The sequence below is a fragment of the Sphaerotilus uruguayifluvii genome, from assembly GCF_013294065.1.
GTDB classification, from domain to species: Bacteria; Pseudomonadota; Gammaproteobacteria; order Burkholderiales; family Burkholderiaceae_C; genus Sphaerotilus; species Sphaerotilus uruguayifluvii.
This window is the reverse complement of the sequence record NZ_JABSNM010000011.1, coordinates 19,956-32,701: the sequence shown is the minus strand read 5'-3', so window position 1 is coordinate 32,701 and position 12,746 is coordinate 19,956. Positions and strand designations below refer to the sequence as shown.

The 12,746-nt window shown below is 70.3% G+C and carries 13 protein-coding genes; 2 read left to right on the top strand and 11 right to left on the bottom strand.

What is annotated here, in order from left to right; translation table 11 throughout:
* Positions 1-93 precede the first annotated feature (93 nt).
* Positions 94-1,512: a M23 family metallopeptidase gene (locus tag HNQ01_RS13145; RefSeq protein WP_353621700.1), complete on the top strand. Its 1,419-nt coding sequence runs from the start codon at positions 94-96 to the stop codon at positions 1,510-1,512.
* A complete protein-coding gene (locus HNQ01_RS13140) occupies positions 1,509-2,633 on the top strand; it encodes an anhydro-N-acetylmuramic acid kinase (RefSeq protein ID WP_173805902.1) in 1,125 nt (374 codons plus the stop codon). Before HNQ01_RS13145 ends, HNQ01_RS13140 begins: the two co-directional genes overlap by 4 nt.
* Before the next feature lie 54 nt (positions 2,634-2,687).
* On the opposite strand, the gene erpA is transcribed toward HNQ01_RS13140, so the two are convergent.
* The 11 genes from erpA to HNQ01_RS13085 form a co-directional block, all read right to left on the bottom strand.
* Complete coding sequence (gene erpA / locus HNQ01_RS13135; protein WP_173805901.1) at positions 2,688-3,065, bottom strand: iron-sulfur cluster insertion protein ErpA; 378 nt, start codon at positions 3,063-3,065, stop codon at positions 2,688-2,690.
* 42 nt (positions 3,066-3,107) lie between these two features.
* Positions 3,108-3,536, bottom strand: a complete 429-nt coding sequence (locus HNQ01_RS13130; RefSeq protein ID WP_173805900.1) for a bactofilin family protein — start codon at positions 3,534-3,536, stop codon at positions 3,108-3,110.
* Positions 3,537-3,594: 58 nt separating this feature from the next.
* Positions 3,595-4,308 carry a DUF6776 family protein gene (locus tag HNQ01_RS13125; RefSeq protein ID WP_173805899.1) on the bottom strand — a complete coding sequence of 238 codons (714 nt, stop codon included), beginning with the start codon at positions 4,306-4,308 and terminating at the stop codon, positions 3,595-3,597.
* A gap of 173 nt (positions 4,309-4,481) precedes the next feature.
* Positions 4,482-4,874 carry a 30S ribosomal protein S9 gene (gene rpsI / locus HNQ01_RS13120; protein WP_173805898.1) on the bottom strand — a complete coding sequence of 131 codons (393 nt, stop codon included), beginning with the start codon at positions 4,872-4,874 and terminating at the stop codon, positions 4,482-4,484.
* A gap of 10 nt (positions 4,875-4,884) precedes the next feature.
* The gene (gene rplM / locus HNQ01_RS13115) at positions 4,885-5,313 is read right to left on the bottom strand and encodes a 50S ribosomal protein L13 (RefSeq protein ID WP_173805897.1); all 429 of its coding nucleotides are present in this window, start codon (positions 5,311-5,313) and stop codon (positions 4,885-4,887) included.
* A gap of 201 nt (positions 5,314-5,514) precedes the next feature.
* Entirely contained in the window at positions 5,515-6,681 is a 1,167-nt protein-coding gene (locus tag HNQ01_RS13110; protein WP_173805896.1) for a BMP family ABC transporter substrate-binding protein, read from the bottom strand.
* Between the two features lie 71 nt (positions 6,682-6,752).
* Positions 6,753-7,673, bottom strand: coding sequence for an ABC transporter permease (locus tag HNQ01_RS13105; protein WP_173805895.1), 921 nt, complete (start codon positions 7,671-7,673; stop codon positions 6,753-6,755).
* Positions 7,670-8,743 carry an ABC transporter permease gene (locus tag HNQ01_RS13100; protein ID WP_173805894.1) on the bottom strand — a complete coding sequence of 358 codons (1,074 nt, stop codon included), beginning with the start codon at positions 8,741-8,743 and terminating at the stop codon, positions 7,670-7,672. The genes HNQ01_RS13105 and HNQ01_RS13100 overlap by 4 nt, the downstream gene beginning before the upstream one ends.
* Positions 8,730-10,271: an ABC transporter ATP-binding protein gene (locus tag HNQ01_RS13095; protein ID WP_173805893.1), complete on the bottom strand. Its 1,542-nt coding sequence runs from the start codon at positions 10,269-10,271 to the stop codon at positions 8,730-8,732. Before HNQ01_RS13095 ends, HNQ01_RS13100 begins: the two co-directional genes overlap by 14 nt.
* A gap of 68 nt (positions 10,272-10,339) precedes the next feature.
* A complete protein-coding gene (gene guaD / locus HNQ01_RS13090) occupies positions 10,340-11,677 on the bottom strand; it encodes a guanine deaminase (protein WP_173805892.1) in 1,338 nt (445 codons plus the stop codon).
* Positions 11,674-12,681, bottom strand: a complete 1,008-nt coding sequence (locus HNQ01_RS13085; protein ID WP_173805891.1) for a LysR family transcriptional regulator — start codon at positions 12,679-12,681, stop codon at positions 11,674-11,676. The genes guaD and HNQ01_RS13085 overlap by 4 nt, the downstream gene beginning before the upstream one ends.
* Between the last annotated feature and the right edge of the window lie 65 nt (positions 12,682-12,746).

Below are 12,746 nucleotides of genomic sequence, written 5' to 3'. Positions count from 1 at the left end.
GCAGACGGCGATCTCGGAGGGAGAACCAGGGTCCGGGACGTCAATCCGGGAATGCCGCCACAAGCGGACTCCCAGAACATAGAACAGCAGCTCGTGAACAACCTGGGTGAAAAGGTGCGCCTGCAACTGGCGCACGCCGATCTCACGATCCGTCGACATCCGAAGACCTTCAGCGCGATCGTCACCGCGATCCTGACCTTCAGCGGCGTCACCGCCTTCGGCGTGGCGCCTCTGAGCATGATCGACTCCACGCCGAAGAACGTGCAGACCGTCGTCGAGACGGTCACGCCGACCGGCCTCGACGAGCAGGCCGAGGCGCTGGCCGAGTACGAGATGCTTCTGCATCGCACCGACCTGACGCGCTCGACCGACACCGCCGACACGCTGCTGCGTCGTCTGGGCGTGTCCGACACCGAGGCGGCGCAATTCTTGCGCACCGATGCGGTGGCCCGCACCATCCTTTCGGGCAGGCCCGGCAAGATGCTGCAGGCGGTGACCGAGTCGACCCCGGGCGGCGGCCAGCTGCAGGAGCTGGTCGTGCGCGGTCCGGCCTCCGACAGCGCGCAGGTCGGCACCCATTTCACCCGCATTACCGTGCGCCGCGACGATGCCGGCCTGAAGGCCGTCAGCGAGCAGCTGCCGATGAAGATCGAGACCCGCACCGGCGCCGGCACGATCAGCTCGACGCTGTTCGCCGCCGCCGACGAGGCGCGCCTGCCCGATGCGGTCACCAGCCAGATCGCCGAAATGTTCGGCAGCGACATCGACTTCCGCCGCGAGCTGCACAAGGGCGACCACTTCTCGGTCGTCTACGAGGCGATGACCGCCGACGGCGAGCCGGTCACCTGGGGCACCTCGTCGGGGCGCGTGCTGGCCGCGCGCTTCGTCAACGGCAACGAGACCCACGAGGCGGTCTGGTTCCAGGAGCCGGGCACCAAGGGCACCTACTTCAGCCCGGACGGCAAGAGCAAGGCCAAGGCCTTCCTCGCCTCGCCGCTGGCCTTCTCGCGGGTCACCTCCGGCTTCGCGATGCGCTTCCACCCGATCCTGCAGACCTGGCGCGCCCACCTGGGCGTCGACTACGGCGCACCGACCGGCACGCCGGTGCGCGTCGTGGGCGACGGCGTGGTCGACTTCGCCGGCGTGCAGAACGGCTACGGCAACGTCATCGTCATCAAGCACAGCGGCGACCGCGCCACCGTCTACGCCCACCTGAGCCGCATCGACGTGCGCAAGGGCCAGTCGGTCAGCCAGAACGACACCATCGGCGCGGTCGGCGCGACCGGCTGGGCCACCGGCCCGCACCTGCACTTCGAGTTCAAGGTCAAGGGCGCGCAGGTCGACCCGATGCAGATCGCCCGCGCCGCGCAGGCCACCGAGCTGTCGACCGCCGGCCGGGCCCGCTTCGACGTGCTGTCGCGCAAGCTACAGGAGCAGCTCGCCAGCGCCGAGCGCGATCAGGCCACCCGCTCGGCCAGCGCCTCGGTGCCGCGCCGCCAGCGCATGGAATGAGCGCCGGCGAGCTCTTCGTCGGCCTGATGTCGGGCACCTCGCTCGACGGGGTCGACGGCGTGCTGTGCCGCCTCGGCGCCGATGGCGCCTGGCAGGGCGTGATCGTCCATGCCCACCAGCCTTTCGCGCCGGCGCTGCGCGAGCGCCTGATGGCGCTGCAGGCCAGCGGCCCGGACGAGCTGCACCGCAGCGCGCTGGCCGCCAACGCGGTGGCCCGCGCCTACGCCGACGTGGTCGCGCTGCTGCTGCAGGCCGAGGACGCGCCGCCGGCCCGGTCGGTCCGGGCGATCGGTGCGCATGGCCAGACGGTGCGCCACCAGCCCGGCCTGCACGACGGCTGCGGCTACACGGTGCAGCTGCTCAACGGCGCGCTGCTGGCCGAGCTGAGCGGCATCGACGTGGTCTGCGACCTGCGCAGCCGCGATGTCGCCGCCGGCGGCCAGGGCGCTCCGCTGGTGCCGATGTTCCACCAGGGCGTCTTCGGCGGAGACGGCCGGGCCCGCGCGATCGTCAACATCGGCGGCATCGCCAACCTGACGGTGCTGCGCCCCGGCCTGCCGCCGCGCGGCTTCGACTGCGGTCCCGGCAACGCGCTGATGGACCACTGGATCGAGCGGCACCAGGGCTGCGCCTATGACGCCGACGGCGCCTGGGCGACCCAGGGCCGCGCCGATCCCGAGCTGCTGGCCCGGCTGCTCGACGAGCCCTTCTTCCGCCTGCCGGCGCCCAAGAGCACCGGCCGCGACCTGTTCCGGCCCGACTGGCTGCAGCCCCGGCTGGCCGCCGGCGGTCCGCTGGCGCCGGTCGACGTGCAGACCACGCTGTGCGAGCTGACCGCCCGCGCCATCGCCGACGACGTGCGCCGCGAGGCCGCGGACGCGACCGAGCTGCTGGTGTGCGGCGGCGGCGCGCTCAACGGCCGGCTGATGCAGCGCCTGCAGGCGCTGCTGCCCGGCCTGCCGGTGCGGCCGACCGACGCGCGCGGCCTGCCGGTCATGCAGGTCGAGGCGGCCGCCTTCGCCTGGCTGGCGAGCATGCAGGTGCACCGTCGCCCGGCCGGCGAGCCGGCGGTGACCGGCGCACGCGGCCCGCGCATCCTCGGCGCGCTGCATCCGGCCTGAAACGACGCAGGCCGCCCGAAGGCGGCCTGCGCGCAAGGATCAGGCGTCGTCCGCTCAGACCGAGAAGCTCGAGCCGCAGCCGCAGGTGGTGGTCGCGTTCGGGTTCTTGATGACGAACTGGGAGCCGTTCAGGTCTTCCTTGTAGTCGATCTCGGCGCCGGCCAGGTACTGCAGGCTCATCGCGTCGATCAGCAGCGTCACGCCGTTCTTCGACATCTGGGTGTCGTCCTCGTTGACGATCTCGTCGAAGGTGAAGCCGTACTGGAAGCCCGAGCAGCCGCCGCCCTGCACGAACACGCGCAGCTTCAGGTCGGGATTGCCTTCCTCGGCGACCAGATCGGCCACCTTCGCGGCAGCGCTGTCGGTGAAGATGATCGGTGCGGGCAGATCGGAGGAGGTGGTGGTGTCGAGGGTTTCGGCAACGGCGCTCATCGGGAGGTTCCGGTTAGGCAGGGAATTCGGGGCGGACGGAGGTCACTTCTTGTCGTTGCCCGTGGCCAGCAGCTTCAGGGCAGGCTTGTCGTCGGCCGCCGCGGCGTCGCCGCGAGCGCCCTTGGACAGCGGATGCAAGGCGCCTTCGATGGTAGCACCCTGGTGCATCTCGAGCGCCTCGTAGACCACATCGCCCTTGATGTGCGCCTTGGGCTGCAGCTCGAGCAGCACGCTCGACTCGATCGGACCCACGACCGTGCCGTTGATGATGACATGACCGGCCTTGACCGTGCCGGTGACCCTGGCTTTCTCGCTGATGACCAGGATGCTCGTGTCGTTGGCGCTGGCCACCACGTCGCCCTGGACCTCGCCGTCGATGCGCAGGCCGTCGCTGAAGCTCAGCGTGCCCTGGATGGTGGTGCCCTCGCCGATCAGGCTGCGGATCGCGGGCTGCTTCTTCGAACTGAACATGGAATGGATCCTGGTTGGGTCAGGCGGCGCGCTTCGCCGGCCTGTGTCGTCATGTCATTCAGAGCCGGGCGATCTCGGATGCCAGCAGCTTGCCCCCCGCATCGAGAACCCGGATCTCCAGCTGCCTCACCTGGACACCTGCGGGCAGCTCGACCAGGCCCTCGAGGCGCTGGTACTGCCTGATGTCGATGCGCTGATCCGGCCGCGACAGCGCCTGGGTCCAGGCCCGCCCGTCTTGTGTCCCGGTGAGTACCAGATCGTAGCGTCCCTTCAGGCCCGCCGGCTGCCCGACCGCGAGCATCAGCAGGGCCTGGTAGCGCAGACGCTGCGGACCGTCGGCCTGAAGCTGCAATCCGCGCACCGACAGCGGCCGCTTGTCGCCGGACGCCGGCATCATCTTCTCGAAGAAGCCGAGATCGCGGGTCAGCGCGAGGTTCTCGGCCTCGAGCGCCTTGACGCGTGCCGCCAGCGCCTCCTGCGTCGCCTGGGCGGCCTTGAGCAGGCTGTCGGCGGCATTGGCCACCGAGACGGCGCGTTCATGCTCCTCGCGCAGCCGGCGCACCTCCTCGCGCAGACCGACGAGCTCGGCGCGCGCCTGCGGCTCGAGCGCACCGGCCTCCCGGCCGCTCTCGACGGCCCAGACCGCCATCGCGGCCGAGCCGGCCATCATCAGCACCAGCGCCAGCCAGCGCAGCGGCCAGGGCAGCCGGCTGCGCACCGTCACCCGGGGAGCGCTCACCGACAGCCGGCGGCGCAGCAGTTTCCATCGCATCCGATATTCCGATCACGAGCAACATCCTGTTGCAGGAGCCGAACGATACGACAGAGTTCCAGTGCGGTCACGCCCGACAGGCCTTGGCGCGCGCGCAATGCAAAAGGCCACCCGGAGGGTGGCCTTTCGAGGGCGGCAGGATCCGCCGGAGCGGATCGCTGCAGCGAGGCGGATCAGCGCTTGCTGAACTGCTTGCGGCGACGCGCGCCGTGCAGACCGACCTTCTTACGCTCGACTTCACGAGCGTCGCGGGTCACGAAGCCGGCGTTGCTCAGCTCGGACTTCAGACCTGCGTCATAGTCGATCAGAGCGCGGGTCACGCCGTGACGGACGGCGCCGGCCTGGCCGGACTCGCCGCCACCGTGCACGTTGACCTTGATGTCGAAGGCTTCGACATTGTTGGTCAGCGCCAGCGGCTGCTTGACGATCATGATCGAGGTCTGACGGCCGAAGTACTGCTCGACCGGCTTGCCATTGACCGTGATCTGGCCCGTGCCCTTCTTGATGAAGACACGTGCGACCGACGACTTGCGACGGCCCGTGCCGTAGTTCCAATCACCAATCATTGTCGGCTCCTCAGATGTCCAGCGACTTGGGCTGCTGAGCGGTGTGCGGGTGCTCGGTGCCCGCGTAGACCTTCAGCTTCTTGATCATCGCGTAGCCCAGCGGGCCCTTCGGCAGCATGCCCTTGACCGCCTTCTCGATGGCGCGGCCCGGGTGCTTGGCTTGCAGGTCCTTGAACTTGGTGCCGTAGATGCCGCCCGGATGACCGGTGTGGCGGTAGTACACCTTTTGATCGGCCTTGTTGCCGGTCACGCGGATCTTGTCCGCGTTGACGATGACGATGTAGTCACCGGTGTCCACGTGAGGCGTGTAGATGGCCTTGTGCTTGCCGCGCAGGCGGAGGGCGACTTCGCTGGCCACCCGTCCGAGAACCTTGTCCGTTGCGTCAATCACAAACCACTCATGCACGACCTCGGCCGGCTTGGCGCTGAAAGTCTTCATGGCAAATCTCTTTGCTTCAGGGGTCTGCTGGTTGCTGGTGCCGTGGCCCTCGGCGCTGCTTGTGAACGCAGCCTCTCGGGCCTCCGGTCGGACCTTCCGGCCCGTCTTTCCCGCGCAACCAATGGCGGAAAAGCCGATGAGTCTAGCACGACTCGCCGGCTTTGGGTGATGCCTGACCCGGCGGCCGGGTCAGAGCGGGCCTCAGTTGCCGCTCGGCAGCTTGCCTTCCACGCCCTTGACGTAGAAGTTGATGCCCGACAGGAACTTGTCGTCGGCCGCCGCGTCCTTGGCCAGCAGCTCCTTGCCGTCCTGGCCGACGATCGGGCCCTTCCAGATCACGAAGCTGCCGTCGGTCAGGCCGGCCTTGATCTTGGCCACCTTGTCCTTGACCTCGGCGGGCACCTTGTCGGAGATCGACACCAGGTCGATCGCGCCTTCCTTGACGCCCCACCAGACGCCGCCGGTCTGCCAGGTGCCGTCGATCGTGTCCTTGATCGCCTTCTTGTAGTAGGGCGTCCAGTTGATGACCGACGAGGCCAGGTGCGCGTTCGGGCCGAACTTGCTCATGTCCGAATCCCAGCCGAAGGCCAGCTTGCCCTTCTCCTCGGCCTTCTGCAGCACGGCGCTGGAGTCGGTGTTCTGGAACAGCACGTCGGCGCCGCCGGAGATCAGGCTCTGCGCGCCCTCGCCTTCCTTCGGGGGATCGAACCACTTGTTGACCCAGACGACCTTGGTCTTGACCTTCGGGTTGACGCTCTGCGCGCCCAGCGTGAAGGAGTTGATGTTGCGGATCACCTCGGGGATGGGGATCGAGGCGACCACGCCCAGCGTGTTCGACTTCGTCATGCTGCCCGCGATGACGCCGGCCATGTAGGCGCCCTCGTAGGTGCGGCTGTCGTAGGTGCGCATGTTCTCGGCCGTCTTGTAGCCGGTGGCATGCTCGAACTTGACGTCCTTGCTGTCGGCGGCGACCTTCAGCATCGGCTCCATGTAGCCGAAGGTGGTGCCGAAGACCAGCTTGTTGCCCTGGCCGACGAGGTCGCGGATCACGCGCTCGGCATCGGCCGACTCGGGCACGTTCTCGACGAAGGTGGTGACGATGCGGTCGCCGAACTCGGCCTCGACGGCCTTGCGGGCGCTGTCGTGCGCATAGGTCCAGCCCGCGTCGCCGACCGGGCCGACGTAGGCGAAGGCGACCTTCAGCGGCTCGGGCCTGGCCGGAGCGGAAGCGGTGGCCGAGGCGGCGTCGGCAGCAGGAGCAGCCGGTGCGGCCTCCTCCTTCTTGCCGCATCCGGCCAGCGCGGCGGCGGCGGCCAGCGCGGCCCAGCCGGAGGCCTGGAGCAGCGCGCGCTTCGAGAGCTTGGACATGGGTTCTCCTGTTGAGAGTCTGTCGGTCGTGTTGTGCCTGGATCAGCAGGCGGGGGATTATCGGATCCGGCTCAGGATCCCGGGAAGAAAGGCTTGCCGATCGACGCCGGCATGTTGGCGCGGATCCACGCCGGGTTGCGCGAGATCAGCACCAGCACGACGACGGTGGCCAGATAGGGCAGCGCGGTCAGCAGCTGGCTGGGCAGCTGCACGCCCTCGCCCTGCAGGTGGAACTGCAGCATCGTCACGCCGCCGAACAGGTAGGCGCCCAGCAGCACCCGCGCCGGCCGCCAGGTGGCGAAGGTGGTCAGCGCCAGCGCGATCCAGCCCTTGCCGGCGGTCATGCCCTCGACCCACAGCGGCGTGTAGATCACCGACAGGTAGGCGCCGGCCACGCCGCACAGCGCGCCGCCCGCCATCACCGCCAGCAGCCGGATGCGCCGCACGGGATAGCCCAGCGCATGCGCCGACTCCGGCGACTCGCCCACCGCGCGCAGCACCAGCCCGGCGCGCGAGCGGTACAGGAACCAGGCCAGCGCCAGCATCAGCGCGATCGTCAGGTAGACCATCGGGTGGTGCCTGAAGAAGGCCGGCCCGACGAAGGGGATGTCGGCCAGGCCGGGGATCTCGAACTTCGGCCGCTCGGCGAGCTTCTCCTGCGTGTAGCGGATGCCGACGAAGGCCGAGAAGCCGCTGCCGAACAGGCTCAGCGCCAGCCCGGTGGCGTACTGGTTGGTGTTCAGCCAGATCACCAGCACGCCGAAGGCCGCGGCCATCAGCGCGCCCGCGCCCGCGCCGGCTGCAAACGCCAGCCAGTCGTTGCCGGTGTGCACCGAGACGGCGAAGCCGGCGATCGCCGCCACGAGCATCATCCCTTCGGCGCCGAGGTTGAGCACGCCGGCGCGCTCGTTGATCAGCAGGCCCAGGCCGGCGATCGCCAGCACGGTGCCGGCATTCAGCGTGGCCGCCAGCAGCAGCGCGAACTCGTTCATCGGGCACCCTTTCCTGCGGCGCCCCAGCGCACGCGATAGGCGATCAGCGTGTCGCAGGCCAGCAGCGTGAACAGCAGCAGCCCCTGGAACACGCCGGTCAGCGATTTCGGCAGGCCCAGGCGCGACTGCGCCAGCTCCCCGCCGATGTAGAACATGCTCATCAGCATCGCCGAGAAGACGATGCCCACCGGATGCAGCCGGCCGACGAAGGCGACGATGATCGCCGCGAAGCCGTAGCCCACCGGCACATAGGGCGTGAGCTGGCCCAGCGGGCCGGCGGCCTCCAGCGCGCCGGCCAGGCCCGCCATGCCGCCCGACACCAGCAGCGCCGTCCACAGCGCGCCGCGCGACGAGAAGCCCGCGTACAGCGCCGCCGCCGGCGCCAGGCCGCCGACCTGCAGCGCGAAGCCCCGGTAGGTGCGGAACAGGAAGGCGGTGAAGCCGCCGACCGCCGCCAGCGCGATCAGCACGCCGATGTTGGCGCGCAGGCCGTCGAACAGCCGCGGCACCTTCGTCGGCGCGAGAAAGGTGATGGTCTGCGGGAAGTTGAAGCCCTGCGGGTCCTTCCACGGCCCGTAGACGAGGTAGCTCAGCAACATCTCGGCGACATACACCAGCATCAGGCTGACCAGGATCTCGCTGGCGTTGAAGCGGTCGCGCAGCAGCGCGGTGATGCCCGCCCAGGCCATGCCGCCCAGCAGGCCCGCGGCCAGGATGGCCAGCACGATCCAGCGCGAGGAGTCGGGCTGCGCCTGCAGCGCCACCCAGCCCCCGGCCAGCGCGCCGACGATGAACTGCCCCTCCGCGCCGATGTTCCACAGGTTGGAGCGGAAGCACACCGCCAGCCCCAGCGCGATCAGCACCAGCGGCACCGCCTTGACGCTGAGCTCGGACAGCGCACGCGCGTCCTTCAGCGGCTCGACGAAGAAGACCTGCAGGCCCTTCACCGGATCCTTGCCGAGCAGCGCGAACAGCGCGATGCCGATGATCGTCGTCAGCAGCAGCGCGATCAGCGGCGACGCCAGCGACATCGCCTTCGACGGCTGCGGCCGTGCCTCAAGCCTGAGCATCGCTGCCCTCCTTGGTGTTCTTCATGTCGCCCTGCCACAGGCCGGACATCCAGGCGCCGATCTGCTCGATGGTGGCGTCGCGGGTGGCGATCGAGGGCGAGAGCCGCCCCTGCGCGATCACCAGCAGCCGGTCGCTGATCTCGAACAGCTCGTCGAGCTCCTCGCTGACCACCAGCAGCGCGCAGCCGGCATCGCGCAGCGCCAGCATGGCCTGGCGGATCTGCGCCGCCGCCCCGACGTCCACGCCCCAGGTCGGCTGGCTGACGATCAGCAGCTTCGGGCGCGCGTCGATCTCGCGGCCGACGATGTACTTCTGCAGGTTGCCGCCCGAGAGCGACTTCGCCGCCGCGTCCGGGCCGCCGGCCTTGACGTTGTAGCGCCCGATCAGCTCGGCCGCCTGCGCGCGGATCGCGCCCATCTTCAGCCAGCCGCCGGGGCCGACGTTCTCGGTGCGGGTCAGCAGCAGGTTGTGCGCCAGCGACAGCGTCGGCACCGCGCCGCGGCCCAGGCGCTCCTCGGGCACGAAGTGCAGCCCCAGGCTGCGGCGCTGCGCCGGCGTGGCGCGTGCGATGTCCTGGCCCGAGAGCCGCACCGAGCCGGCCGGCGCGCGCCGGTCCTCGCCCGAGAGCGCGGCCATCAGCTCCTGCTGGCCGTTGCCCGACACGCCCGCGATGCCGACGATCTCGCCGGCCCTCACCTGCAGCGCCAGCCGCGACAGCGTGGTGCCGAACGGATCGGCCTGCGGCAGGTCCAGCCCCTCGACCGCGAGCACCACCTCGCCGGGCGCGGCCGGCCGGCTGCGCAGCGCCGGCGGCTCCGCGCCGATCATCAGCTTCGACAGCGAGGCGTTGGTCTCCTGCGTCGGATCGACCTCGCCGGTGACCCGCCCGCCGCGCAGCACGGTGCAGTGGTGGCACAGCGCGCGGATCTCGTCGAGCTTGTGGCTGATGTAGAGGATGGAGCAGCCGGTGTCGGCCAGCCGGCGCAGCGTGACGAAGAGCTTCTCGACCGCCTGCGGCGTCAGCACCGAGGTCGGCTCGTCGAGGATCAGCAGCTTCGGGTCGGTCAGCAGCGCGCGCACGATCTCGACGCGCTGGCGCTCGCCCACGCTCAAGGAATGCACCGGCCGCAGCGGATCGACCTCCAGCCCGTACTCGCCCGAGACCGCGCGGATGCGCTCGCTCACCTGCGCCAGCGACATCGACCGGTCCAGGCCCAGCCAGACGTTCTCGGCCGCGGTCAGCGTGTCGAACAGCGAGAAGTGCTGGTAGACCATGCTGATGCCGAGCTGGCGCGCATGCGCCGGGCTGGCGATCTGCACCGGCTGGCCGTTCCAGCGGATCTCGCCGGCATCGGGCTTCACCGCGCCGTAGATGATCTTCATCATCGTCGATTTGCCCGCGCCGTTCTCGCCCAGCACGGCATGGATCTGCCCGGGCGCGACCGTCAGCGCCACGCCGTCGTTGGCGCGCACCGCAGGGTACTGCTTCGTGATGCCCAGGAGTTCCAGGCGGGGTGGAGCGGTCATCGGGAAGGACTCCGGGTCGGGTCAGGCGTGCGGCACAAAAACGGTGCGCATTGTCACAAAAACTGTCGTCAGCGGATCGGCGCGCGCCGGAAAAGAGCGCGACCGGCGACCCAGGTCACCGCCAGGTTCCGCTCGTCACCGAGTGTCATCCAGGCAAAGACGCGTTCATGCAACTGTCGCGCCCGCGCATCGCGGTGGCGCGGCACCAGACCGCGCGACCAGTCCCACAGCGCCAGATCGGCCAGGCATCCGGGCTCGAGGCGGCCGATCTCGCCGCTCAGGCCCAGCGCCTCGGCCGCGCCGAGCGTGGCGCCGTGCAGCGCCTTCCAGGCGGTCAGGCGCACGCCGCGCAGCGCCTGCACCTTGTAGGCGTCGGCCAGCGTGCGCAGCATCGACAGGCTGGTGCCGCCGCCCACATCGCTGGCCAGCGAGACGCGCGCGCCCGCGGCCTCCAGCTCCGGCCAGCCGATCAGGCCGCTGCCGAGAAAGAGGTTGGAACTGGGGCTGTGCGCGATCTGCGCGCCGGTGTCGGCCAGCAGCGCGCGGTCGGCGTCGTCGAGCCAGATGCCGTGCGCCAGCACCGCGCGCTCGTTCAGCAGCCCGGCGCGGTGGTAAACGTCGAGGTAGCTGCGCGCCTCGGGGAACAGCTCGGCCACCCAGGCGACCTCGGCGCGGTTCTCGGCCACATGGGTCTGCATGTAGAGGCCGGGCACCTCCTTCATCAGCCGGCCGGCCATCGCCAGCTGCCCGGGCGTGCTGGTCGGCGCGAAGCGCACCGTCATCGCATAGGCCAGCCGGCCGCGCTGGTGCCAGCGGCGGATCAGGTCGCGGCTGTCGCGCTCGGCGCCCGTCACGTCGTCGCGCAGGCCCTCGGGCGCGTGGCGGTCCATCAGCACCTTGCCGGTGACCAGGCGCATGCCGCGGCGGTGCGCGCCGGCCAGCAGCGCCTCGGTCGAGCTGACATGCACCGTCGGAAACACCACCGCGCTGGTGCTGCCGTGCGCCAGCAGCGCGTCGAGGAACAGCTCGGCCCCGGCGGCGGCCACCGCCGGATCGGCGTGGCGCATCTCGGCCGGGAAGGTGTAGGTCTCCAGCCAGTCGAGCAGCTCGGTGCCGTAGCTGGCGATGACGTCGAGCTGCGGGCTGTGCACATGGGTGTCGATGAAGCCGGGCATCAGCAGCCGGCCGCGCTGGTCCTCGACCGACCAGACCGCGGCGTCCGGCGTGAAGGCCGCGGCCGGCTGGACGCCGGTGATGCGCCCGGCCTCGACCAGCAGCCAGTGGTCGGGCCGCCAGCGCACGCCCGGCACGAGGCCGGTGGCCGGGTCGGGCGCGGCCCAGCCGGGATCGGCGTCGAAGTCGAGCAGGTCGGCGCGCAGCGCCAGGCGGTCGGGAACAGCAGTCATGCGGACGGAGAGGCGGGAACAGGAACGGGGACGGGATCGGCGGCCGCGGACAGGCCCGGCGCCGGCAGCCGGCGCGCGACATCGCGCACCGTCTCGCGCAGCCAGCGCAGCGAGGCCGCGCCGTGCGTGACCTCATGCCAGAGCTGGTAGTAGGTCAGCGAGGGAAAGTCGACCGGGCAGCGCACGATGCGCAGCGGCAGCGTGCCCAGATGGCGCTGGCAGAACAGCCGGCCGGTGGTCAGCACCAGCGCGTCGCTGTGCGCCAGCATCGTCGGCACCAGCGCGAAATGCGGACTGCGCACGACGATGCGCCGGTGCAGGCCCTGGCGCGCCAGATGCTCGTCGATCACGCCGTGGCCGCCGGTGTGCAGCGCGGTCGGCGCGACATGGTCGGCGGCGAGATAGCGCTCCAGCGTCCACTCGCGCGGCCGGCGCGCCGCCAGATGGCCGGCGCCGACCAGGCAGACGATCTCGTCGGAGAACAGCCGGCCGATGTGCAGCTCGGCCGGCGGCTCCAGCCAGTTGCCGATCACCAGATCGACCTCGCCGCGCGCCAGCCGGGCGCGGTAGTCGAACTCGGCCGACAGCGCATGGATGGTCAGCCGCGCGCGCGGCGCCTGCTGGCGCAGCCGCGCCACCAGCATCGGCAGGAACAGCGGGTCGAGGTAGTCGCTGGCGGCGATGCGGAACTCGATCTCGGCCGCGCCGGGCGTGAAGGCGCGGGCACCGGCCTTGCCGCCGAAGAGCTGCTCGGCGCTGCGCAGCAGCGTCTCGGCCGGCGCCATCAGCTGCAGCGCGATCTCGGTGGGCACCATGCCGGCGCCGGCGCGCACCAGCAGCGGGTCGCCGATCAGCGCACGCAGCCGGCGAAGCTGCGCGCTGACCTGCGGCTGCGTGGAGGACAGGCGCATCGCGGCACGCGAGACGCTGCGTTCGGAGATCACGGTGTGAAAGACCCTGACGAGATGGAGCTCGATGGTGTCGAAAACGGCACGCTGTGTCATACGTTCATTCTCATGCAGGTCATCACTTAACACGCATGTCATGCGGCGCGTGCTGGGGTATGTTC